Origin of the sequence: Budvicia aquatica DSM 5075 = ATCC 35567 (genome assembly GCF_000427805.1) — a bacterium.
In the GTDB taxonomy this organism is placed as follows: domain Bacteria; phylum Pseudomonadota; class Gammaproteobacteria; order Enterobacterales; family Enterobacteriaceae; genus Budvicia; species Budvicia aquatica.
The window spans coordinates 322,300-347,289 of sequence record NZ_ATYS01000002.1 but is presented as its reverse complement, the minus strand read 5'-3'; the positions used below and the strand labels follow the sequence as shown (position 1 = coordinate 347,289).

22 protein-coding genes and 1 pseudogene are annotated in these 24,990 nt (G+C 43.9%); 8 read left to right on the top strand and 15 right to left on the bottom strand.

Features of this window, described 5'->3' with window-relative positions; translation table 11 throughout:
- Nucleotides 1-307 precede the first annotated feature (307 nt).
- The 6 genes and pseudogenes from YWE_RS32260 to YWE_RS0103250 form a co-directional block, all read right to left on the bottom strand.
- Nucleotides 308-382, bottom strand: a pseudogene (locus YWE_RS32260) (putative zinc ribbon protein); the annotation flags it as partial.
- Between the two features lie 84 nt (nucleotides 383-466).
- The gene (locus tag YWE_RS32255) at nucleotides 467-619 is read right to left on the bottom strand and encodes a DUF7828 domain-containing protein (protein ID WP_438358105.1); all 153 of its coding nucleotides are present in this window, start codon (nucleotides 617-619) and stop codon (nucleotides 467-469) included.
- Nucleotides 620-1,421: 802 nt separating this feature from the next.
- A complete protein-coding gene (locus tag YWE_RS0103260; protein WP_029093229.1) occupies nucleotides 1,422-2,891 on the bottom strand; it encodes a sensor domain-containing diguanylate cyclase in 1,470 nt (489 codons plus the stop codon).
- A 167-nt stretch (nucleotides 2,892-3,058) separates the two neighbouring features.
- Complete coding sequence (locus YWE_RS0103255; RefSeq protein ID WP_029093228.1) at nucleotides 3,059-4,015, bottom strand: YbgA family protein; 957 nt, start codon at nucleotides 4,013-4,015, stop codon at nucleotides 3,059-3,061.
- A gap of 785 nt (nucleotides 4,016-4,800) precedes the next feature.
- Nucleotides 4,801-4,908 carry a hypothetical protein gene (locus tag YWE_RS31730; protein ID WP_127526509.1) on the bottom strand — a complete coding sequence of 36 codons (108 nt, stop codon included), beginning with the start codon at nucleotides 4,906-4,908 and terminating at the stop codon, nucleotides 4,801-4,803.
- Nucleotides 4,909-5,237: 329 nt separating this feature from the next.
- Complete coding sequence (locus tag YWE_RS0103250; RefSeq protein WP_029093227.1) at nucleotides 5,238-5,663, bottom strand: hypothetical protein; 426 nt, start codon at nucleotides 5,661-5,663, stop codon at nucleotides 5,238-5,240.
- Nucleotides 5,664-5,957: 294 nt separating this feature from the next.
- On the opposite strand from YWE_RS0103250, the gene argH reads away from it, so the two are divergent.
- On the top strand, nucleotides 5,958-7,331 hold the full coding sequence (argH, locus tag YWE_RS0103240) for an argininosuccinate lyase (RefSeq protein ID WP_029093226.1): 1,374 nt from the start codon (nucleotides 5,958-5,960) through the stop codon (nucleotides 7,329-7,331).
- 113 nt (nucleotides 7,332-7,444) lie between these two features.
- Entirely contained in the window at nucleotides 7,445-8,776 is a 1,332-nt protein-coding gene (locus YWE_RS0103235; RefSeq protein WP_029093225.1) for an anaerobic C4-dicarboxylate transporter family protein, read from the top strand.
- 397 nt (nucleotides 8,777-9,173) lie between these two features.
- Here YWE_RS0103235 and YWE_RS26450 read toward each other — a convergent pair whose 3' ends face one another.
- The 7 genes from YWE_RS26450 to YWE_RS0103200 all read right to left on the bottom strand — a co-directional run bounded on the left by YWE_RS26450 (nucleotide 9,174) and on the right by YWE_RS0103200 (nucleotide 16,773).
- Nucleotides 9,174-9,902 (bottom strand): FadR/GntR family transcriptional regulator, encoded by a 729-nt coding sequence (locus YWE_RS26450; protein ID WP_071605815.1) that lies wholly within the window; start codon nucleotides 9,900-9,902, stop codon nucleotides 9,174-9,176.
- A 56-nt stretch (nucleotides 9,903-9,958) separates the two neighbouring features.
- Nucleotides 9,959-11,266 carry an anaerobic C4-dicarboxylate transporter family protein gene (locus YWE_RS0103225; RefSeq protein ID WP_029093224.1) on the bottom strand — a complete coding sequence of 436 codons (1,308 nt, stop codon included), beginning with the start codon at nucleotides 11,264-11,266 and terminating at the stop codon, nucleotides 9,959-9,961.
- 643 nt (nucleotides 11,267-11,909) lie between these two features.
- Entirely contained in the window at nucleotides 11,910-12,443 is a 534-nt protein-coding gene (locus YWE_RS26445; protein ID WP_051323155.1) for a methylated-DNA--[protein]-cysteine S-methyltransferase, read from the bottom strand.
- Nucleotides 12,444-12,623: 180 nt separating this feature from the next.
- Nucleotides 12,624-13,715 (bottom strand): porin, encoded by a 1,092-nt coding sequence (locus YWE_RS0103215; protein ID WP_029093223.1) that lies wholly within the window; start codon nucleotides 13,713-13,715, stop codon nucleotides 12,624-12,626.
- Nucleotides 13,716-14,197: 482 nt separating this feature from the next.
- A complete protein-coding gene (locus tag YWE_RS0103210) occupies nucleotides 14,198-15,379 on the bottom strand; it encodes a pyridoxal phosphate-dependent aminotransferase (protein ID WP_036014852.1) in 1,182 nt (393 codons plus the stop codon).
- Nucleotides 15,380-15,610: 231 nt separating this feature from the next.
- The gene (locus YWE_RS0103205) at nucleotides 15,611-16,165 is read right to left on the bottom strand and encodes a hypothetical protein (protein ID WP_029093221.1); all 555 of its coding nucleotides are present in this window, start codon (nucleotides 16,163-16,165) and stop codon (nucleotides 15,611-15,613) included.
- 35 nt (nucleotides 16,166-16,200) lie between these two features.
- Nucleotides 16,201-16,773, bottom strand: coding sequence for a hypothetical protein (locus tag YWE_RS0103200; RefSeq protein ID WP_029093220.1), 573 nt, complete (start codon nucleotides 16,771-16,773; stop codon nucleotides 16,201-16,203).
- 204 nt (nucleotides 16,774-16,977) lie between these two features.
- Between YWE_RS0103200 and YWE_RS0103195 the strand changes: the two genes are divergently transcribed.
- On the top strand, nucleotides 16,978-17,652 hold the full coding sequence (locus tag YWE_RS0103195; RefSeq protein ID WP_029093219.1) for an HNH endonuclease: 675 nt from the start codon (nucleotides 16,978-16,980) through the stop codon (nucleotides 17,650-17,652).
- Nucleotides 17,653-17,732: 80 nt separating this feature from the next.
- On the top strand, nucleotides 17,733-18,134 hold the full coding sequence (locus YWE_RS0103190) for a DUF4186 domain-containing protein (protein ID WP_029093218.1): 402 nt from the start codon (nucleotides 17,733-17,735) through the stop codon (nucleotides 18,132-18,134).
- On the opposite strand, the gene YWE_RS0103185 is transcribed toward YWE_RS0103190, so the two are convergent.
- On the bottom strand, nucleotides 18,129-19,028 hold the full coding sequence (locus YWE_RS0103185) for an acetamidase/formamidase family protein (protein WP_029093217.1): 900 nt from the start codon (nucleotides 19,026-19,028) through the stop codon (nucleotides 18,129-18,131). The genes YWE_RS0103190 and YWE_RS0103185 overlap by 6 nt on opposite strands.
- 123 nt (nucleotides 19,029-19,151) lie before the next feature.
- Between YWE_RS0103185 and YWE_RS0103180 the strand changes: the two genes are divergently transcribed.
- Together YWE_RS0103180 and cfa are read left to right on the top strand one after the other, a co-directional pair.
- Nucleotides 19,152-19,970 (top strand): hypothetical protein, encoded by an 819-nt coding sequence (locus YWE_RS0103180; RefSeq protein WP_029093216.1) that lies wholly within the window; start codon nucleotides 19,152-19,154, stop codon nucleotides 19,968-19,970.
- Between the two features lie 427 nt (nucleotides 19,971-20,397).
- Nucleotides 20,398-21,549, top strand: coding sequence for a cyclopropane fatty acyl phospholipid synthase (gene cfa, locus YWE_RS0103175; protein WP_029093215.1), 1,152 nt, complete (start codon nucleotides 20,398-20,400; stop codon nucleotides 21,547-21,549).
- 92 nt (nucleotides 21,550-21,641) lie between these two features.
- Here the strand turns inward: cfa and YWE_RS0103170 are convergent, their stop codons facing one another.
- On the bottom strand, nucleotides 21,642-22,547 hold the full coding sequence (locus YWE_RS0103170) for a diaminopimelate dehydrogenase (protein WP_036014849.1): 906 nt from the start codon (nucleotides 22,545-22,547) through the stop codon (nucleotides 21,642-21,644).
- 337 nt (nucleotides 22,548-22,884) lie between these two features.
- Here YWE_RS0103170 and YWE_RS0103165 point away from each other — a divergent pair, with 337 nt between their 5' ends.
- Both YWE_RS0103165 and YWE_RS0103160 read left to right on the top strand, forming a co-directional pair.
- Nucleotides 22,885-23,406, top strand: coding sequence for a hypothetical protein (locus tag YWE_RS0103165; protein WP_029093213.1), 522 nt, complete (start codon nucleotides 22,885-22,887; stop codon nucleotides 23,404-23,406).
- A gap of 237 nt (nucleotides 23,407-23,643) precedes the next feature.
- Nucleotides 23,644-24,972 (top strand): MATE family efflux transporter, encoded by a 1,329-nt coding sequence (locus YWE_RS0103160; protein WP_029093212.1) that lies wholly within the window; start codon nucleotides 23,644-23,646, stop codon nucleotides 24,970-24,972.
- Nucleotides 24,973-24,990: the final 18 nt, after the last annotated feature.

Genomic DNA, 24,990 nt, shown 5'->3' with positions numbered 1-24,990 from the left:
AGCCCCAAAAATAAAAAAAACAAATAATCATCAAATAGTTATTGAATTTAATTAATTAAAAAGGTAAAGTACTTACAAATAAATGGAATGCTCTTAATGTGTTGATTGCACTTTCTTCATTAAAAATGAAAGCATATACGCAATAAGACTTAAGTATCAAAAACCATTTTAAGCGATAATATTTATGCTCCAGTATTCTCCAGAAACGTTTAACTGCCAACACAGTGCAGCCTGACATTAGGTATTTAAGGAGTATAACGGTCAAGGTCATCTGGCAGCCTGCTTCCTGCCTGCCAATAAGGGCGATCTAAATATTCTCTCCACGCTGACAGATCGGGCAGTATTTCTCGCCATAGTGATCATTGCCGCAACATCGACAGAGCCAATCAACATTTTTACCAACGGGAGTGCATTCGGTAGAAAGCCCCTTAAGGTTTCAATAGCAGCAACCGCTGTGGGTTCCAAATTAATGTAGGGGGCAGTGTTGATATACCTGTTCGGATAAACCGACATTCGTATGCTCAAACCCAGAGCGACTATCAACCGAACGCCGATGAAAAACCAGCGAACTACCGCATAGATGACCTGTATATTCACAATCAGAGTAGCGCTGTGCGATTAATACCTAAATAGGGCGTTCTTAGCCGTTACGTTAACTGAATGATTTTACGTACATACTAAAGCTGCTTTTCGCTGGATATCGGCCCACCGTACTCCGCCTGTAAAGGCCAGAAGCAGGTACCGATACCCGAGTAGGAATAATTTAGAACAAGGGAGTATCGGTCAACGGCGAGTGAAGGCATAGCTGACTAGATTGCAGGTTGACTGATTTCAATGATTAGATAACACTCTGAGGCTATGGCGTATCATTGTCTTAGTCGGCCTCGTCCAATTAGTGATTTAACCCGACCAGCATACATCTGACGTTTCAATATCTTCAGACGATTTACATGTACCTCAACAACTCCGTTAAATCTTCGTTATTGAGTGGCTGTGACACCATTTACTACACATTCATATTCATTTAGCTTAACGCTATTCATCGCATGTTCAACAACGCGCTCAAACCAGCCTCAAAATCACCGCTTAAACCTCGCCACTGAAAATAATTAAAAGAATATTTAATTAAAACAACACATTAAATCACCCAACCCAAAGTTAAAACAACTTATTTAATCGAATTTAACCCTAAAAAGCCCCCACCTATTTTATCCATATTACTTTTGATCAGCTCGACCCACTGAGTTGCTTATCTGAACGCCACCATGAAGAGGTAAAAAATAGTCAATACAGCCAATTCAGACCTCACCAATACAATGGCGGACTAGCCCCCAATGAATCAGAGCGATTATTTTAGGGAAGCGTTAAAGCCGTGGTCAGTTTTATTGACTACGGCAGACCAAATCAAAATAGAAAAGAAACTAGTCCTGATAGACCGCTAAGTTGACCACTTTTACCTGATTTCGCCCCGATCTTTTCGCCTCGTAGAGTTTTGAGTCTGCCACTTTCAATAAATCATCAAAGTGAACAATCACGCCTTCTTTAGGATAGTATGTCACCCCACCAATGCTAATAGTGACAGTTCTTTTAAGAGTGCTCAGGCTTTCAACACTTTTTCGTAATTTTTCACAGACTAAAAGGCAGCCCTTCTCATCAGTTTCAGGGAAAAGTAAGATAAATTCCTCCCCGCCAAACCGCGCAATTTTATCCTGGCCTCGTAGTGTATGGCTAAGTTTTTTGGCAATGCTTTTTAGGGCAAAATCGCCTTCCTGATGACCATAGTCATCATTATACGATTTAAAAAAATCGATATCGGCAAGTGCAACTGATATAGGAACTGGATGACGTTCCAGTCGGGTCATTTCACTCTCAAACCAGAGCATAAATTTTCGCCGATTAGCAATTTCCGTCAGAGTGTCTTCTGTGGCCATTCGCTCCAGAATAATATTGGCCTCATGTAGAGCCTCTTTCTGATTTTTGAGTTCCATTTCCATTTTTTTACGCTCATCAATGCTTTGAATCTGAGCAATATAATATTTCACATCACCATTATCTTCTCGAACTAAAGAGACACTCAGAAGAATCCAGATATAATTTTCAGATGCTGTGAGATACCTTTTTTCCAATTGATAGAACGGAATATTCCCTTGAGCAAGCGAATCTAATTGCTGTAAATCTAAAGTTAAATCATCAGGGTGAGTGATATTTTGAAAGTTAATGGAAAGCAGATAGTCTTCAGTATACCCCAGCATATGGGTCAAGGAGTTGTTGACTTTCACCCATTGGCCAGAAGGAGAGACCAGTGCCATACCAATGGTTGAGTTTTCAAAAATGCTTTCGAGAATGTCGTTATTTTTACTTAGCGCTGAAATAACGTCTTCTTTTTCAACGCTTAATAGATTCATCTCAATTAATGAACCAATGCCATCAGCCATTAAACTGATGAACTCATGATCATCTTTAGAAAAAGAAACTTCTTTTATCTGAGTTGAAGAAAAATTAAGGGTACCCCATACTTTTTCTCTTATCCAAATTGGTGCAGAGATGTAGCTCTCAAGTTTCATACCAATATAGACCGGATGCGTATTAAAATCAGGATCCGATCCCGCATGCTCAATGCTGATTATTTTTTTTTCACTCACCACACGGTGGCAATAGGTGTTTTTTAATTCAAAAACCTGACCTGCTGAAAGATCTTTACCTTCAGGTGAGACTGCAAGCAGAGCATAGCTGTCACCGTCTATCTGACTTATAATTCCCAACGACAGGTTAAAGGCTTTCATCCCTTCATTGAGAATAGTGTGAAAAGTGCTATCAAGAGAAGTATGCCTCTTGACCAATGATTCATACAAAGAGTGAATTCGGTTTATGTTGACTTTGCTTTCTTGCATTTTTAATGCCCCAATTTTACGTTTTTCACTCTTACTCGGATAATTTTTGTTTTGTCCGAATCGTTTTTTTCAATCTGTAAAAAATCACACTTAATACACCAACAGCACAACAGTCTGAATCATCATTATTTATTTAGTGATATTTTACCTTCAGTATTTAATCACGCTTAAACACCATATCGCAGACGCAAAATTTCAGGATAAGGATCAAAGTAACGCTGTTGAGATAGATACACATCAGGATATTGCGCTAAGTAGTGTTTCAACAGCGTAATCGGAGATAACAGAGGCTGATAGCCTTGACGATAATGTTCAATTAAGAGGGTTAACTCGCTGCGTTGCGAGGATGTCAGACGATGGCTAAAGTAACCTTGCACATGTTGTAAAACATTAGTATGTCCCTGTCGTGATGCTTGATTACTCATCAACGTCATCAAGAGATGACGATATTCATAGACAAAATCATCTAACGAGTCCCATTGCCCAATACCCGCCACAAATCGCCCTAATTCATAGTATTGGCGCTGACAATATGACAGTAATAACAGTTTATAGCGGCTATGAAAAGAAATCAGGCTAGCGCGGGTCAAATGAGTTTCACATAATTGATTTAATTCATGTAATGCAAAAATTCGAGCAATAAAATTTTCACGAAGAGCCGGATCGCATAAACGGCCATCTTCCTCAATGGGTAACCATGGCATGTTACGCATTAATTCCTGAGTGAAAATACCTACTCCATTCTTACTACTGTTCGTACTATCAGACTCATAAACTCTTACACGCTCCATACCACAGCTTGGCGATTTGGCACATACGATATAACCACTCAAATGCAACAGGCTGGCTATTTTCTGGGTTGCAAAGTGTCGCATAGGAACCGTAAGATCTTCTTTAGGATCGCGGCTAAATTGTAACTTCGTGTCGTTAGGCTCAGTTTTGACTAAACGTAAAGCTGGACGAGGGGACGATAAACCCAACGCCATTTCAGGACACACTGGACAAAATTGAACAAAAGGCGACAACTCTTCGACCGCAAATGCAAGACGTTTATGCCCACCATCAAACCTCACATTTTCACCCAATAAACAAGCACTTATTCCAACTTGAATTTTATTTACCACCGCATGCTCCCTAATACTGATATTCACTCGCCACAATCAACATAATTTTCAATATATAAACGTTGGTGTGAATAACGTCATTGATTCAGATAATACGACAGTGGCCTGAACCTCACCATCGAGTCACAAAGCGATAATCAAAGCCCCTAATGCCGCCTTAGAGATAGTCTAAGTCGCTTTCTGACATTGGATGATTAATCATGCTCAACACTAAGTTTCAGTAGGTACATGAATTGATAAAATAGGTAGCCAGCTATTAGATTAAATCTTAATTTATTCTACTTGAGTCAAGAAATTGCAACGTTCAAACTTGAGGCCACACTAGCCCATACAGCATAAGGAATAAACAACAATCAAGCCTGTTTATCATGTCTCTTATATGCACAAAGAACTCTGCCGTTGAGATATAATCTATCTCATCGGCAGACAAACCCGATTAACCGAATAGAAAGTCGATAATCGAGCTACTATGGCTTATTACAGAGTAAGTAATACTCCCATTGGGAACAGAAGACTATCTCTGCGGTAAGAAAATGATGCCCTCATTGATATATCGTAAGTATAAACCCTAATATTGCTATTAAGACCTACATCTCATCAACATTCTTTTTTATGGCTATATACCATGTAGTCAAAAATAGTATTGATAAAGCTGGCTCCGGTTAGCCTTTTAAGTTTCCCTCGGCACGGGCCTGCTAATTCAACTCTGCACAAAATGTTATTAGAAAACCGAAAGCATAAAGCCCATCAATTATTAGAATCAGGGTAATAAGCTCAACCCCAAACTACAGCCGCTGTTGCTTAGAAAAATACCGCCCCGGTGAATCACCAAAATTTCGCCTAAACATCGCCATAAAATTGCTGGCTGTCGCATAACCCAAAGCATCCGCAATATTGGCGACCGTCCCCCGTTAGCGAGCATCTCTAAAACGCACACTAAAAGAAAACTCGCCTAAACCGACACTCTATTTTTTAATTAAATATTATGATGTTAACACCCTCCGGTTGACTTAGTTATCGTCAGCAGGAGGGTCTTGTATAAGCCGTTTAAATGGCTAGCGCTATTGACTCACACATTCTCAATCAGCTACTCCGTACCAGAGAGAATGAAGAACTCATTCTTACCTTCAAATATCATTCATGTTTTTGATATTTATAATTAATCTATGCTTAGAAATACAGATAAAGCAGATATATTCCGTACCACATAGCTCACCAATTCCTAATGTGTCCTCGACATTCTAACCCGACTAAACGCATCAACTTCGGTTTCATATACTTGCTCAGAGCCATCCGAAACTATATGCAGGATTTGTCCCATCTCGAACCATTCAGATTCTGGATTACATTCACCGGTCACTCTTAGTTTATATTCACCGACATCGAGATACAGAACGACATATTTGTTTTGAGCGAGGGCAGCAGCTTTCGTATCATTAATAAATACAAGCGTCTTACAATTATCACCACTCAGATTTCCACGAACTTGTACTGACCGGTGAACAGTAATTTTACTTTGCTTAGTATCTTGCTTCTGAGTTAAGAGGGATTGATCAAACGTATAAGGTGTCGGTCCAAAAGGCCTTGCACAGCCAGATATCGTTAAACAGGCCGCGACTAATACCAACACACAAGTTATTCCTCTCATAAAAACTCCGCTGTAGCTTGATTTATAAGAACTATACCTGCAAATCATTAACAAGCCCAATCATCAACGACACATTGATAGCTGAGTCACTTATTAAAGAAATACTTATCAAACCACCCACCATCGTATGGTTCTTATCACACTGAAGTCTCCCCATCTCAAAAATTTTCTTGTCGATTTTGTGATCCATATTGTCGATTTTTATAATTCAATTGTCGACAATATGATTATAAGTTGTAGTCTTTACCCATGCCGTTCGTTTTATAAAAAATCATCTAATAAGGAAAATACACTATGTCATCAAAACTATGGGGCGGAAGATTTGACCTGCCAACTAACAAACTGGTGGAAGCGTTCAATGCGACAATCATGATTGAGCAAAGACTCTGCCCGTTCGATATAAAAGGCAGTATTGCTCACGCCACCATGCTGGGGCGTCAGAACATCATCAGTCAAAGCGATGCTGACACCATCATTAACGGGCTTAAGCAGGTCGAACAAGAAATTGAGAATGGTCAGTTTGTTTTCAGCACCGCTGATGAAGATATTCATATGGCGATCGAAAAAAGGATGACTGAAATTGTTGGGCCGGTAGGCGGCAAGCTTCATACCGGCAGAAGCCGCAACGACCAAACAACGCTCGATTCCAAAATGCATATGCGGGCCACTATTCTGGAGATCCAACAAAATATTCGCGCATTGCAAGCCACTATCATCGCTAAAGCAGAGCAAAACTTTAATATCATTATGCCGGGCTATACTCACCTACAAACCGGCCAGCCGATTCTGTTTCCTCATTGGATCATGGCTTACTTTTGGATGCTACAGCGCGACTACACTCGCTTTAACGATCTCTACCGCCGTATGGGACAATGCCCGTTAGGGGCTGCGGCTCTGGCGGGTACCACCTTCCCTATCGATCGTGAGTTCACGGCAAAAGAGCTGGGGTTTGATGAACCGACGCCAAACAGCATCGATTCGGTGAGCGATCGTGATCATATGATTGAGTTCAATGCCACGGCCGCCATGTGCTTTATGCACCTGACGCGTATTTCAGAAGAACTGGTGCTGTTCTCCAGCCAGGACTTTAAGTTTATCGAACTGTCTGACGATTTCTGTACCGGTTCAAGCATTATGCCGCAGAAGAAAAACCCTGACGTGGCCGAAAAAATGCGCGGCAAAAGCGGGCGCGTTTACGGTAACTTAATGGCGATACTGACCATCATGAAAGGCCTTCCTCTCTCTTACAACACCGATATGAGTGAAGACAAAGAGACCGTTTACGACTCGATGGATACCTTACAAACAGGCCTTAAAATCATTGCTCCCATGATTGAAAAAATGAAAATCAATGAAGATAAAACCCGGGATGCGGCAGATAAAGGCTTTTCAACCGCAACCGATATGGCCGACTATCTGGTTCGCAAAGGGATTCCTTTCCGCGATGCCCACCATGTGGTAGGTAGCGTGGTCAATCACTGTGTTAAACACGACAAGAAGCTTAACCAACTGACGCTGGCCGAATACCAAACCTTCCATCCTCAAATTGAAAACGACATCTACGACGACATTACGCTAGAAGCATCGGTCGGCGCCAGACAGTCCTATGGCGGAACGGCACCGGAGACAGTGCGCAAACAAATCACCATGGCGAAAAGCATGCTGTAACGTTTGAAATAGACAGTCACTTCAAAGCATCGGCGCGTAATCATGCGCTGATGCCATAAATAAAAATAACTTATACGACTGCCGTGCTTTTGCATGTTGTAGGAGGGAGTCTTATGTCTGAATTATTCTGGATTCAACTGTTAGTTGTTCTTGTGTGTATCGGTGTGGGCGGGCGTTATGGCGGTGTAGGATTAGGTGCGGCCGGGGGATTGGGCGTCTGTATTCTGACGCTATTATTCGGACTACAGCCGGCATCGCCGCCGATAACGGTATTATTGATTATTATTGCCGTTATCGCCTGTACCAGCGTTTTACAGGGCGCCGGCGGCCTCGACTATTTAGTGCGTATCGCAGAAAAAATGCTGCGCAAGAAACCCAGCGCTATTACTTTTTTAGGCCCTTTTATCTGTTCACTGTTTGTGATGTTCTGCGGTACCGCCTACGTTGCATTTGCCGTGTATCCGGTGGTGGCAGAAGTCGCCGCCGAGGCAAAAATCCGACCTGAACGACCGATGTCGATGTGCGTTATTGCTGCCGGAATTGCGGTTATTGCCAGCCCGATGAGTGCGGCAACCGCCGGTATGATAGCGGCACTCTCCATGTACGATGTTTCAATTATCCAAATCCTTGGCGTTAGCATTCCGGCGTTTATCATTGGAACACTATGCGGGTGTTTATCGGTCTTTAAACGCGGAAAAGAGCTGGAGAACGATCCTGAGTTTCAGCGTCGGATCGCGGTTGGTGATTATCAATCGTTGCACGCAGAGCAAAGGGAAGTACAGGCCTATAAGCCTTCCGTTGGCGCAAAAGTTGGCGTGTTGATTTTTGGTTTAGGCGTGGCGATGGTTATTCTGTTCGGTTCGGTTAAATCTTTACTACCGGCATGGGAAGTCGGTGGAAAAATGGTACCTTTAGCCACGCCGGCCCTTATTCAGATGGTTATGTTGGCAGCCGCGCTGTTTATCATCATTTTCAGCAAGGTGCCCAGCGATAAATTTGCATCAGGCTCGGTGTTCCGCTCCGGCTTAATCGGTGTGGTCGGGGTATTTGGTATCTCATGGATGACAGGAACCTTTTTCGACGCCTATAGACCGCTGTTTGAAGAACTGTTCAAACATATGGTTGAATCATGGCCAATGCTATTCGGGCTAATCCTGTTCTGTTTCTCTGCGGTTATTTTCAGCCCGTCAGCCACGGTGGCGGCACTGATGCCGTTAGGCGCGGCGATGGGAATCCCTCCGGCCCTGCTAGTTGCTCTGTATCCGGCAACCTGCGGTGACTTTATTGTGCCCGGCGCAGGTCAAATTGGCTGCGTGGCCTTTGACCGAACCGGAACCACCCGGCTTGGCAGATACGTGATAAATCACAGCTATTTGCGACCGGGGTTTGTTATGGTGATTTCGGCCGTGATTGCAGGCTACTTTATTTCTAAGCTGGTATTCTGATCGGGTTGTACTCGGCCTGAAACCGACAAATTACCCTTTGTCGGTTTCAAGCTACAGGCATGTATGGCTTCTAGGGATTCCAGCCCCGGAGCCCATTGAACTTAAAAACGCTGCCCCTCGGCCGCCAGAAAAAGCCAATATTCCGATATTGATTATGCGGACGAAATCTACGCTGAGATCAAATTAAACTATTTGGCCATCACTCTAAAACCGACAGGTTAACCTTTGTCGGTTTTTAGCTACGGGCATGTAGGGATTCCAGCCCCGGACCCCATTGAACTTAAAAACGCCGCCCCTCGGCCGCCAGAAAAAGCCAATATTCCGATATTGATTATGCGGACGAAATTTACGCTGAGATCAAATTAAACTATTTGGCCATCACTCTAAAACCGGCAGGTTAACCTTTGTCAGTTTTTTTACTAACACGTTTACTTTTAGTGGTCTTCGCCGGCGTTGAAGCATTTTCCGGCGGGAGCGTTTTCGAGGTATTGACCAAATGTTCCCGTAACAGCCTTACCGCCAGCTCAACGTTTTCATCTTTAATCGCGCTTAAAATGGCCTGTTCCTGCCTGGCAATATCAACAAAATATTCCGGCCCAAAGGAGTTGAGCAGCGCAGAGGTTTTATCAAAATAAGTGATTAATACATCGGAGAAGACCTGTAAAACACGATTACCACAGGCCTGCAGTATGAGCAGATGGAAATCCCGGTCAAACTGATCGGCTTTGGAAGGTATATGGGCAAACTCTTCCATTTGATTCAGGGTGTTTTCTAGCTTCCCCATCAGCGCCGGCGTCATGCGTTTAATCGCTAAAGGTAATATCGCACACTCAATCAGCATTCGGGCTTCTAAAAATTCGTTAATATCGAATCCTGCGACACCAAACTGAATTTGCATTTGATCGCTTAAGGTATCTGGATTCATCTGACGAATCACGCTGCCCTTTTTAGGCGAGCGGTCCAAAATGCCCATCTGGGTCAATGACGCTAACACCTTTCTTATTTGGTAACGCGTAACGTTAAAACGCGCGGCAAGTTCCGTTTCTGTTTCAATGCGTTTGCCCAAAGTTGCCTGCTGCAAAATATGCGAACGTACTTGCTCAAAAAAAACGGATTCAGAACCCATCAACACAGCTCCCTGACATTGCCAATTCAATAAGATATCAATGTGTCGTCGGCAAATCAGAACAATGTTTTAGCAATCATCATGCAGAATACAACCGACATGACTAACGATACCATACCGGGTAAGAGAAAACTGTGGTTAATAACATACTTACCCAATCGGGTGGTTCCGGTTCGGTCAAAGGCCACGCAGGCTATTTGCGCTCCGCCGGGAATAATAAATACCGCACAGGCTGCCGGCAGCAGGGCAATCAAGGTATAGGCAGGAAGCCCCATGGCAACGCCCAACGGCATTAAAGCAATAATGGTGGCCGCCGGGCTGTAAATTAAAATGGATAAGAAAAACAGTACCAGACCGAAAATCATCGGGTATTGATTAAGAATATCAGAGAAGTTGGTAATAAATACGTCGTTGTAATTACCGAAAAATGTTCCGGTCATCCACGATAAACCAAAAATACCCACTACGCCGATCAGGCCTGATTTAAACGTAGAACCTTCATGTAGCTTTTCAGGCGCAATGCGGCAGAAAATCATAATCAGGCTGGCGGTGGTTAACATCAATATTTGTAAGGTGGTGGAAACTGACATCGTTTCACCGTGCCACATCGGCCTCATCTCTTTAACAGAGCTCAGAATAACAATAAGAAACACGCCGATAGCAAAAATAGCCAGCCCTATTTTAGCCCGGGTCAGATTGCCTATTTTTGCCGCTGAAAGCGTCGTCAGATCAAACTCACCAGCCTGTTGACGCCGAATAAACTCATCATCCTCAGACAGCTCGGCCCCTTTCTTATACACAAACAGACAGCCGGCTAAGCACCCCAGCATGGTGCCCGGAACGGTAATCAACAAAATATCCAATAATGAGATATTGAGAGAGACCGCTTTGGCCAACATTCCCACTACAACCGCACTAATCGGGCTGGCAACCAGCGCCATATTGGCGGCAATCACCGACATCGACATCGCCCTTTCCGGACGAACTCTGGCATCGGTTGCGATCTCAGCAATAACCGGATAGACAGAGAAGGCGATATAAGAGGTACCGCACATAATGGTGAAGATGTAGCAAACAAAGGGGCCCAGAAAGGTAATCGCATTGGGCCTGGTACGCAGCATTCTTTCCGCCAGAGAAACCAAAAGATCCAGCCCTCCTGCCGCTTGAAGAATGGTAATGCAGGTAATGACCGAGATAATGATCAACATTACGCTAACCGGCGGTGAATCTGGCTCCAGATGAAACAGAAAAGAGAGAATAAATAGCCCCATACCGCCTGCGGCACCTAACCCTATTCCCCCGATCTTTCCACCAATCGCTATGCATACCAATACAACCGCAAGCTGCACCAAAAAGAGATCCATCTGTATCACCTTATCGTTATTATTTGTAGAGATAAGAAATTAGAAAAACATTCTGTATTAAGTTATTTACGTTGTCAGCTCTATTTGGGGTATTTTATCAATCAACATTGATATAAATCATGGGAGTAATTAGTCGATCAATTAAATATTTGGCCCGTATCGCTATAGATACTCACCTATTTCATCTAATATTTGTTAGATCTTTCAAACGGAATTATTTTTCAATTTTTTTATTCATATAGACCACGGTATATTCACATCCTCAGAAATAAATCCATCTAATTGATTTAATTAAAAAAATAAAACAAACCCGATAATAACCACCAGATTAAATAATAATCAACTCGCGGTAAACTCAATAAAAAGATTAAAAATCAAACAAACAATAAAATAAAAAGCCGAACGGGAAATTATTATTTAAAATTAATGCATAAATAGGCAATAAATCAATATATACATAGTACTTCCCGCTCGAATTTTTATGTCTTAATTTTGAATTTATATGGCGAAAATTAAAAATAGTACCCGCCGAAAAGTCCAATTATTATAAATTTTGTTTAATACATATCCCCCGCCCCTTAAACAAAAATAGGGTTCTTGACTTGTTGAAGCTGATAGCTCGAAACGCTTGATATAGTTTCCGTTAGTCCGACGCTTCGCGGGCCAGAAGCGCTCGTTTTCGGTCAATTCCCCATCGGTAGCCGGAAATATCACCGTCTAATCTAACCACCCGATGGCAAGGTATGGCCACGGCAATCATATTTTGGCCGCACGCATTGGCGACTGCACGTACAGACTTAGGGCTGTCAATCATCTCGGCTAACTGTGTGTAACTGACCGTTGTACCCGCAGGAATAGTCCGTAACATGTTCCAAATACGTTGTTGAAACGCGGTTCCTCGTATATCGAGCGGCAAGTCGAACGGAGTATCCGGTTGCTCGATGAGTCCGATAACCTGTGCAACAACCTGCTCAAAACCGGGATCGCTGCCTATCAGTTCAGCCTTGGGGAATTGATCCTGTAGATTCTTCAATAAACTATCAGGACCATCACCAAGTGTGATGGTGCAAATACCTTTTGGCGAACGGGCCACCAACACCGAACCTAATGAGCATTCGGCAATAGCGAACTGGATTAAAGTATCCGCGCCGCCCTGACGAAAAGCGGTTGGCGTCATGCCTAATGAATCATCTTGCGATAAACAACGAATAGTCTATTGGTGAAGTAAGCACCGTTCAGGTGGCATTAACGCCCTATAAGGCTAGGCTGCAAGCCTATCAATGGCGGTTGGAAAATAATTATTCCCTAAAACAAAAAAGGCGCATCAGCACCTTTTTTGTTAACTAGCACCTTAGCATCAGAACTGATAAACAATCGCAACAGAAACGATATTATCCGTTGAGATTTCAGCATCTTTAGTAAAGCCATTATCGTCTAACAGGTTAATTTTGTAATCGACCTTAGCAACAATGTTTTGGTTGAAGTAGTAGTTGGCACCGATATCAATGTAGTTAGCCAGATTCTGATTGTTATAGGTTTTTGAACCTACGTCATAGCCTAAATCTTTGCCTTTAGAGTAAACCCATGCCAGAGACGGTTGCAGGCCAAAATCAAACTGATATTGAGCAACCAACTCTACGTTCTGAGTCTTATTGGCAACCAGATCGTCTGCACCATAGATATTCATATTATACGTTTGGGCATAGATAGCGGCCAGATAGATATCATTGGCGTCATACTTAATACCGGTACTGACGGCATTAGCACGATCGCCCAACATATCTTCTGATTGACGACTGGTACGATCGGATGAGGCATAAGCCGCCCCTAAAGACAGGCCCATACCTAAATCGTAAGTTGTCGACATGCCCCAGCCATCGCCGTTGCGCTCGCTTTTATTACGATCGTTCTCATCATTACGACCCTGATACTGAACGGCGAAATCCAAGCCATCAACCATGCCAAAGAAATCTTTATTACGGTATGTCGCCAGGTTACCCGCTCGCTGAGTCATAAAGACGTCTGTTTGTTGGTAAGAATCACCGCCGAACTCTGGCAGAACGTCAGTCCAACCGCCAACGTCATATAAAATACCGTTGTTGCGGCCATAGTCGAAAGAGCCCGCATCGCCTACTTTAATACCGGCATAGGCATAACGCGTTTTTGAATCGTTATCACCACTCGCTTCACTCGAAGCGGCGTTAAGCTCTGCCTGATAAAAACCAAAACCGGTAATTTGGTCATTAACCTGAGTTTCACCACGCAGGCCAAAACGAACGAAGCTGTTGTCGCCGTCTTCAGCCTTATCACTTGATATATAATGGTTTCCTTCGATTTGGCCGGAAATGTCTAGCTTGGTACCGTCTTTGTTGTATATCTCAGCCGCGTTTGCGGCACCCGCTGCCATCATAACGGGTAGTAGCCCTGCTAGTAGTTTGTAGTTTTTCATTATTAGTTTCCTTGATTGAGCCTGTTAATATCAACCGAAATGCTCCAGAGAAAAGTCCGAACTTACGTCATCTATTTTCATCTAAAACAACCCGTTTATTGAATCAAACAATGGGACAATAAACAAAGTGTAATGATAACTATTTGCATTAAAATACTAGTGATAAATTCTGAATACTAAAGGCCGAAATGGCTCTTTATCACGAATTCATCTTTCTGCCCTTTTTCATTATCTGCACCGGATTTAAATGTGATGATAAAAATCACCTATTCCAAAAAGGATGATTTTGAGTTCAATATAAAAACTGTCTGTAATTCAATTCATATCGTTTTACACTAAGTCAGCCCGGTGACATCAGATAATCAGAAGCTGATGTCCGCCGTTCAGATTCTTTATTGATAATATTGATGACATAAAAAAACGGCCCTCAGAAATACGGAGGGCCTTTTTATTATCTACTGCTGGGTATTAAAAACTGACGGTCAAAGCCACCCTTTCGCTCTCATGTTGCGCATAGTTTCAACGACCACCAGCATCTCTTGTGGAGTACCGAGAGAGACCCTGCACCAACTGTCAGCCGGCGGAAATGCTCGTCCAATCAAAATATGTTCCTCGGCCATATGCTTTTTATATTCCTCTAACGGAACAGAGAGATGATGAAAAATAAAATTCCCCTCAGAGGGCAAGTAGTCAATCTTCAGCTCTTTTAGCACATCCGTCATCATCTGGCGGGAAACGTCGATACTCTTTTTGCTATAGGCAATAAACGGTTTATCATCCATTGAAACCAGCGCGGCACAAACGCCGCAATAGTTTAGTTTTTCGCCTGCAACCCGCTCGGCCATTTTGCTAATCACCGCCGGTGCAGCCACTGCATAACCAACGCGCATACCGGCCATCGCATAAATTTTAGAAAATGTTTTCAACAAAATGATATTGTCAGCCCCTTGCTGAATTAACGGAGTCACTGAGCGAAATCTCGGATCGTTAACAAACTCAGCATAGGCTTCATCAACAATAAACATCGTATTTGCCGGTTTACTGTTAATCCAAGGTTCGAGAAGGTCTGCCGGCGTAATCGTCGCCGTCGGGTTATTCGGATTAACCAGATAAACAATTGAAGGCCCGGAATAAGAACTCACTGCCGTTTTTAGCCCTTCGACATCAAATGACCAATCCTTTTTCATCGGAACTTTGACTACGTTCATTTGAGCAATATTAGCAAACAGTTCACCGTCGCCGTATGTCAGCTCGGGAATAACAAATTGAGTATTCGGTGCTGCACAAGCTTCGATAGCAGCCCGAATACCTTCAGAAGAGCCCGCAGTTAACAGCAGTGACTTTTTATCCAACTGATAGTCAGTCGCTATTTTTTGATGTAGTTGGTCTATTTCAGCTTTAGCATAACGATTACCTTTTGCCACAGCCGCGCGAGCAGCATCCTGAGCTTTAGGTGACATACCCAGAGCATTTTCATTAAAATTAATTCGAATAGGTTTATCTTTGGTAGGGGTTACTGCGGCTGCCGATGATTCTTCCTGTGCCGAAGCCTGGGTTGAAATTCCGCTTAATGCTAATCCGGCGATAGCAGAACCGGACAGTTTTAACAGGTCACGACGATTAACAGACAGCAACGGTTGTTTATCAAACTTTTCTAACCACATAAGACTATCTCCTTTTCATTAATAAAACATCTGATAGGAGATATGCATAAAACGAGCCAATAGTTAATTTGTTGATATTTAATGAATTAGTGGCATTCAGCAAAGCTGCGTGCGCTACAAACAGGCAGTGCTGCACTATGCCGGCCCAATTTGTTGGTCGATTTAAGGTAAAGCCGCTGCCGGTTGATAACTAAGCTCACGGATAAAAATAGCTTATTAATATTCTACATATTACAAGTTATTCACTGTCGCACAGCCGCGGTAATTCCGGCCGTTAATCTGAAGATAGACTTCATATAGCGAGTCGTCTTCAGCGCCTTTATTGTATTCACACACCGGCTGATTAGCCGACCTCAGCCCTAAATAATTTACCACGCCAAATACGTTATCTTTAGGACTGCGGAAGGTGAAGTAATAGCCGCTGCCGTTGTCTTGTTCATTGATAATAATCGCAGTTTGGTAACGCTGCACTTTATCTGCAACGGTAAACACTAAGCCACCCTTACTCAACTTAGCCTGCCAAAACGGTTCTTGCCCTTCCAGCTCAAAGTTCAACCTACGGGAGAAGATGCGGTTGATAAACTGTTTACCGCTCAATACGCCCCCTTCGACCAGCGAGGATTTATCTTTCAGCAAGATATTATTGTATTCCAGCACCTTCACCTGGTCGTCGTGAATGCTGCCGAGAAACAGGCTTTCTACATTGGTAATCGGGTCAATAAACTGTTCCTGAGCAACAGCATTAGCCGAAACCAGCAGTGCGGCCATAAACAGTAACGATTTCATACTTCTTCCCCGGCCCCGTCAGGCTGACTGATAAATTATTTAATAAGCGTCTTTTTAACTTCTGATAGTTTACCGTCATCGCCGAGCTGATACACCCACAGTTCATGCCAAACCACCGGTTTTTCATGGTCGGTATCCGAGATGCCCCTTTTGAGCGTCAGCTGATAGTTTTTATCTAACTCAAATTGAATAACCAGCTCATCATCAGGCCCACCAAAGCTAATCAGCATCTGATCGATAAGCTGATTATTTTTCATCGTCACCAGTCGCCCGCTATTCACCACGATGTCTCGGGTCGCTAACATCACCTGTATATCGCCCTTGGGCGGTAGAAAATAGTATCCGGTATCACCGTCGCCATCCAAACCAAACGCATTTTGTTTATTCTGTTCAGCCAATGCCTTCTGTAGCTGAGGATCCAACTGTTCAAATTCATAAAAGGTGTAATTGGCTTCACACTCTGCGTCGCAGTTATATGTTTCAAAATCGCTTATCGGCAATTGGGTGATTTTGTATTGGCCTGCGTTTTGAGGCTCAGCGGCAAATGCCGGTAAGCACAGCAGGAATCCGGCCAGGATAATTGCGGTTAGGGATGCGGTTGGTTTCATGGTTTGCCTGCGGGTTTGTTTCCGGAAGGGTAGATTACTATATTTAGGGGTTTTGCTCTGCATGATAATGCTAATGTTTAATGTGACTAAATATAAAAACTACACGCTCTAATACTCTCCCCATTACCAAGAATAGCGATTACTTAAACAAGTAACTCGATTAATGTATCCTAAAAGTATATCGAAACTTTGTGAGGATACGACGTGAGTAACTATTGGAGCGAAGAAGAGTTGGAAGTTACGGTTCAAGCTTACTTTGACATGTACAGCAAGTACCTAGGCAAAATTCCATTTGCAAAAACAGCTTACTACAAAGCCCTCCACCTGCAATTTGGGCGTTCAGAGAAAGCTTTCGAATATCGTATGCAAAATATTTCTTATGTGATTACTCAGCTAGGTATGGAGTTTTTACCAGGATTAAAACCAGCAAAAAATATCGGTGAGAAAAACTATCTAAAAGTAGAAGCTATCATTAAGAAAATTACTCAGGATGAAGATAATTTACTTCCACCAGAAAAACAGTTTTTACAGGAAATTAGCAGCAGCTATGAAATACCACCGGAAGGAGTTAAAAAACCGTCGACTAAGTTAACTACCGTAATACAACGTAGACGTTCACTTAAAGTTAAGGATTGGGTTTTAAACCAAGCTAACGGTATTTGTGAAAGCTGTAAACAGCCAGCACCTTTCTATGCAGAAGGAGGGAAACCTTATCTTGAAGTTCATCATATAAAACATCTATCTAATAACGGTTCCGACACAATTACGAATAGCGTTGCAATATGTCCAAATTGCCATAAAGCATTTCATTACAGTGAAAACTCATTACAATTAATAGAACAGGCGTACTCAACGCTCACTCGCCTAATCCGCGAATAAACAAAAAGGATTGAATCCCCCTTCAATCAGAGGATGATAAACCCGTTTTAATTCTAAAAAGCTAATTCAGGTAGTAAGCCATGTACCAAAATCTCGACCTTCTGGCCCAGCGCTTACAGCGTTCCGCTTTTCGTTCTAAGTTTTATCTTAATGCCAAAGATGAAGACTATTTAGCGACCAAAGGCATGACGGAGATCCTGTCCCATGCCCGCGACTTTGTGGAACAACGTTTGGCTCCGGCCCTTCCGGCCCGTGACGGTAAGCAGACGCCGTGGAAAGGCCATCCGGTATTTGTTGCTCAGCATGCAACGGCTACCTGCTGTCGTGGGTGCTTAGAACAGTGGCACGATATTCACAAAGGAAGGCCGCTGACTGAGCAGGAGAAAGCCTATATCGTAGGCGTTATTCAATACTGGCTGGAAAGAAAAGCCCCGAAAAAGCGGGCCGATGAATGTCACCAGCCCGATTTAGCCGGATTATAGCTTAATCCCTAACTGATCCATCACCTCAACCGGCAGCGCAAAGCGGCAGGTTTTTAGCGGGTCGACAACCTGACACACCTGCAAATCGCCGGCAATACTCATCAGGCTGATGGCATCAGACTGGGTTAGCCCGCCCTTCTCCACCAGCAGTTTCGCCATATTTTTGCTGGCACTGGTCGCAGCATCATCCAGCTTAAGCTCAGAAGCGATGGTATAAACCGCCTGACTATCACTCACCATCGGCAGCGGGTAACACTGGCCCTTGACCACTTCAACCGACAGCACCACTTCTCCGGCGGCTTCAAGGCCGCAGCCAGAAACCTCACCGTCGCCCATACCGGCATGCAAATCGCCTAAGGCCAGCAAACCACCGGGCACGTTGACCGGTAGCCACAGCGTCGCACCTTCACGAATCACCTTACAGTCCATATTGCCGCCGTGCTTATCGGGCGTGCCGCAGGAAATTCCCTCACCGGCAGGCGCCACACCAATAACGCCAATCATCGGATTGATTGCCACTTCCACGCCACCGGGTAACATTGCTTTACCCTCTTTTAGCGGCACAATCTTGACTTCCGGCTGCGTCAATTCGTCACCTAACACACCCAGTTGAGAAACCGTTACCATCACAGCCTGCTTCGCGGTAATAGTCACACGCTTAATGCTTATTTTTAATATATCGCCGACATCGGCCCCCTCAATATACACCGGGCCGGTGGCCGGATTAACCCTGCTCCAGTCCAACGCATTAAACGGAGTATTTTCAGACTCAATCTGGTCTTCAAAACAATCACAGGTATGAAAACAAATATCCGTATTCGCCGCCACCCGGCAGACCGGCCGATTATCTGCCGACATGGAATAGACTAAGTTTTCCCGCGTGATAGTTAACATAAAGTTTCCCTCTTATTTTATTTTTAATCGAAATAAGATAACGTTGTTATATGCCATCAATCAAATAAATTGCCAGCCGGGCTGGCTGCCAAGATATCGGTTCTTCATTAAAGGAATAATGCTATGTTCGGCTTCGGTAAAAAACATCAAACAATTCGGGTTAAATTTATTGAGAGCGGCAAAGCGGAGGCCTTCGCTCAGGTTGATCTCCCCATTGAGCGCCTGCCAGATACCTTTGAAATTAATACCACCCTGCATATCGCGGAAGAAGACTGGGAAGTAGTCAGCGCGGTTCCGCCACAAAAAGCACAATTTGAAAAAACCGGGACGCTGGATATTACCCTGTGTAAGCCTGAAATAACCTACGTTGACCCGTCAGAAATTTTGTTCAGCCTGCCAACCATTAACGATGAGTTGCCGGCGCTGGAGAATCCCCCTTCGATGGAGAATGTACTGGTGGTACTGGAAGATGACTGGCGGCAGTGTGAATTTATCGCCGGCCGGTATCACAACGAAATCAATCAAGAATGCCAGAGCGTGATCAATATTTACGACACCCAGCGCGTTGAGTCCGGTTTTAAAACCCTACACGTTCGTAAAATAATTACCCACCCGCTGACCGAAACCCGTATTACCCTAGCGGCACTGGAAAATGCGTTTACCATCGAACATCGCTATCAGGCCGTTGCCTTCAATAATAATGCGTCAACTATCATTAACAGCTTTGCGGTGAAAACCCCATCAGGCTGGATTTTTTGGGGCCAAACCGACGATAACGGCGATATCTCTACCCTCTGCCTTCGTCAGACAGAAACCGCTGATATCTCAGCTATTGCCGGGCAAATAGACGCGTTTATTGCAGACAATAATCTCTATCTGATTGACTGGATTCAGGTGTTTGTGTGTGGTGAAGGGGCAGCCAGTTTTAGCCAATATTCATAATAAAAAATATCTTAGCCGATAATTACAACTCTTTAAGCCCGGGCTACATTATTCCTGCCGGGCTTACAGCTATTTATTTGAAATAAATTATAAAAAAATCAATGTTAAATAAAAATATTAGTGAGAAGTACATCACATCCTTGAGTCTTTAATTTTACCGGCCTATACTCCCAATACCACCTTGCATAACAATAATCAAACTTCATTGTTACAAGCGACTTGCAGGCGATGGATTGCGCCCCTGTTCAACTGATGGATTAGTTCGCCCTGAATCGGGTATTTCTCTTTGATTTTCTAGTTAAAGAACTGGCATGAACTCTTGGTGGACTAACTGCACCTATAAATACTTTCTCTCTGTGTAGCATGCTGGTTTATTAATAAAAATAATGTGTTAAACAACGCATTAGAGCAAAGCTATGGAGAAATTATGAGTTCATCATGTATTGAAAATACTGTCGCCAAAAAAAATCATTGGTCGCGAATCATCAGCGAAATGCTTCAAAGCGCGGGAATAAAAATCAATGGCTCACGCCCGTTTGATATCAAAGTTCATAATCCTCGATTCTTTAAACGGGTACTGCAGCAAGGTTCTTTGGGCTTTGGTGAAAGCTATATGGACGGATGGTGGGACTGTGAGCGCCTCGATATTCTGTTTCATCGCATCCTTAAAGCCGGGCTGGATAACAACCTCCCGCGGCATATGAAAGATATCTTTCGCATTGCCGGTGCGCGCCTGCTAAATCTACAGACCAAAAAACGGGCCTGGATGGTTGGCAAAAAACATTACGACATCGGTAATGACCTGTTTAATCTCATTCTCGACCCCTATATGCAATATTCCTGTGGCTACTGGAAACAGGCCACCACGCTGGAACAGGCCCAGCAAGATAAGCTGAAACTGATCTGTGAAAAATTGCAGTTAAAACCGGGCATGAAGCTGTTAGATATCGGCTGTGGCTGGGGCGGGCTGTCTGCCTACGCCGCTAAAAACTACGGCGTATCAGTACAGGGGGTGACCATTTCTAAAGAACAGCAGAAACTGGCTCAACAACATTGCCGGGGTCTGGAGGTAGAAATACTGCTTCAGGATTATCGTGACCTGCATAATAAGTATGACCGGATTGTTTCGGTCGGCATGTTCGAACACGTCGGTCCTAAAAATTATCAAACCTACTTTGACGTGGTGGCGCGTAATTTAAAACAGGACGGTTTATTTCTGTTACATACCATCGGCTCTAAAGTCACCAAAAACAACGTTGACCCTTGGATTAATAAGTACATCTTCCCTAACGGTTGCCTGCCGACGGTCGCCAATATTTCGCACACCAGCGAAAAGCAGTTCGTTATGGAAGATTTACATAACTTTGGCGCCGATTATGACCGCACATTAATGGCCTGGTATCAGCGCTTCAATCAGGGGTGGGATCAGATTTCGCAACAGTATGATGAACGCTTCAGGCGGATGTTTAGCTATTATTTGAACGCCTGCGCAGGCGCTTTCAGGGCCAGAGATATCCAGCTATGGCAGGTACTCTTCAGCCCTAACGGGGTCGAGGGCGGAATCATCGTTCCGAGGTAAATTGCAGGTAAAGTATGATGGCAATAGGTAGATAGGTATAGCGAATAAAGCTTCGCTATACCTCATTCAGTTCACACTAAACAGCAGATAACCTACACCAGCCGGGAAATTAACTGATCCCTATCCCCTTGCAGGAAGTGAATAGGCGCAACTTCAATCACGGTATAGGCGCCGGCGGCCAGCTTCATAGTCGCCCGGGCAGCAGAGACTAAAAACTGAGAGGTTAGCGCCGGGTTATTTATCCGCATGGTGTATTCAAACAGTTGATTCTGGGTAGCACCGGATACGCCTTTATGGGTCATATGAACGCCGTGCCCCATATCTTTCAGGCTATCAATACTGTCAACCTGCTTAACGTGAGTTTCATCGGAGGCAAAGTAATCATCCGCTTTCAGCCGACGTTCGACCGTTGCGAAATCAGCACCGGCTTCCAGTTCAATATAAACCAGACGACGGTGGATACCGGTTCCCAGCGGGACGGTAATCGATAATGCATCGCTCACGCCGGCAATAGACTTGGCCGCCACTGAATGCCCCATACTCATTCCCGGACCGAAGTTAGTATAAGTAATCCCCTTCGGTGCCATGGCCAGCATCAGCGTACGAATAATGGAATCTGAACCCGGATCCCAACCGGCAGCCACAATAGATACGCCTTTATGGGTCTTGGCAATCGGATCTAAGGTGTTTTTCAGGTCAACGATCTGAGAATGAACGTCAAAGCTATCAACGGTGTTGATGCCTTTCTTTAAAATGTCCTGAGCAATCTCTTTAATTGCTCTGGTCGGGGAACACAGAATGGCGACGTCAACGTTATCCAGCTTGTCGATAGAATCAACCACCTGATAAGCCGCCAGCTCGGCCGGCTGGTCATTTGTAGCGCGGCGTACAACGCCTGCAATTTCAAAATCTTCGGCCGCATTCAGTGCGTCCAGCGCGTATTTACCAATGTTGCCATAACCGACAACGGCTGCTCTGATTTTCTTAGTCACACTCATCCCTATCTATTTTTATTCGATTTAACGTTAAGGCCGTCATTCACCAGCCCTTAAACCATCGGCGGTTTTCTCTGGTCAGGTAACGGCTCGCCAAAGGAAAAATTTGTTGCTTACCCGACCGGCCACACTCGAGGGTAGCATTCTGAATGCTAAATAATAACCCTCTTTGCATTAATGAAATAATTATTAATTTTAATTCAACCGGTCGAAATATTAGTTTTACAACAGGTGACTGACAACAAAATGTGGCATCATCTGCAAGTTAACTCGGTTGCGCATCGGGTTAACCTAACGCTAACGACGATCCGGCGCTATTGATTGCCCATGGAAGGAACTTATGCCCGACACTTTACCGCTCTCAAGCGAGTTAGTTTGCGCTCAGTACGATTACGTCAGTGCTTATAGGCAAGGGCTATTCTTTGTTTCCAGCGTTCGACTTGGAGTGCTGTATACCGGGCTTTATAATAGTCATAACAATACGTTAGTATACCCGGTGGAATATACTCACATTCGTCCTTCTCCTGAACATATCAACCTATTGTTATTAGAGAAAGTCTCGCCCAAATTAAACCTTAAAGATCAAGATGGCCGCTACATTACCTATAGAATGGTCAGCGGGTTGGGTAACGATCGGGGTGAAATTATCCAGCCCTGTATTTATGACTGGATTACCTATCATCAATCATTTGATCTGTTTGTCGCCAAAAAGCACGATGAAAAAATTTACATCCCGCTCAACGGTGATGGTTCAACGCTGCTGCCCTTAGTGGAATATCAGGGCTTTGTTATTTCCGAAGACGGAGCCGATCTTTTCTTCATCAAAGATGAGCACCATTACAAAATAGGGCATAAGTTTTAGCCATCATTTACCTTAGGCTATGACTTGGTTTGGCAGCCCCAAAAGTGACTGATAGTCTCTTTGATAGTTATATCCTTATTTACCGCGATCTCCTCAACGATATTCCCTAAAAGACTTAACTCAGTTAGAGACTCTGCGATGAATAATGATACAATACGAAACGATTCACTCCCTTCCGATCGTGATTTAACCCCTGTTTCAGGTTATCTAATAAAAAATAAGTATTAGGATTTTTTAATGCATCACAATGATGTTACAGAACGCTCATTATTTTCGTTGAGCTGGCCAATCTTTATCGATCTGTTTTTACACTTTTCGACCCTGTTGATTAATACCTATATGGTCAGTCAGGTATCGAAATCTTATCTGGCCGCGATGGGGGTTGGTAATCAGGTTTTTGACCTGTGTATTACTATTTTCAGCTTTATCAGCGTTGGTTGCAGCGTGGTCATTGCCCAGTATTTAGGGGCCCGCCAAATGGATATGGCTAAAAAAGCCATCCATATCTCTATCGCGTTTAACCTACTTATCGGTCTGGCCTGTGCCATATTTATTTTCTTCTTCGGCTATAAAGCGCTGAACCTGATGAATATGCCAGAACACCTGATGGAAGATGGCTTTAACTATTTGCATATTGTCGGCATTTGTCTGGTTCCGGAAGCCGCGTCGCTGATCTTAGCCGCCTGTTTACGGGTTTACGGAAAATCTAAGCCGGCGATGTACGTGACGCTGATTGTTAACGCCATCACCGTGGTCGGTAATATTTTTGCACTTTACGTTTTCAACGCCGGTTTAGTCGGTGTGGCATGGTCAACGGTGTTTGGCCGGGTGATCGGCGTTATATTGCTAGCCTGCCTGCTGAGCTACGGGCTGCGCATTCGCTTTGAACTCTGGAGCTTTTTCCATTGGTCCAAAGATCTGCTGAAAAAGATCCTGCATATCGGATTACCGGCAGCCGGTGAGAATCTGGTGTGGATCCTGCAATATATGACCGCAATGGCTTTTATCGGCCTGATGGGGGAAACCGCCCTTGCTGCTCAGACCCTCTACTTCCAGATTGCACTGTTTATTATGCTGTTCGGTATTTCTGTCAGTATCGGTAATGAAATTTTTGTCGGCCACTTGGTCGGTGCTAAACGCTTTGAAAATGCCTATCGTCAGACATTTAACAGCCTCAAGCTCGGCGTTGGCGTGACTATTCTGGTGGTGGTGGCATTCTGGCTGATGGACAGAAATATTATGAATTTCCTGTCTAAAGATGCGGATATCATTGATATGTTGCTACCGCTGTTCCTGCTTTCGGTATTTATGGAACCGGGCCGGACAATCAATATTATTATGGTCAATGCGTTGCGTGCGTCCGGTGATGCTAAATTCCCGCTGTACACGGCAATCTTCTTTATGTGGGGCGTCTCGATTCCTGTCGGTTACTTCCTGGGCGTCAAGATGGAAATGGGGCTTATCGGTATTTGGATCGGCTTCTTCTGTGATGAGTGGCTGCGCGGCTTAACTAACGCATGGCGCTGGAAGTCTAAGAGATGGCAGGCTAAACGGCTGGAAATTTAATCTGTGCCTGAGCCGCTA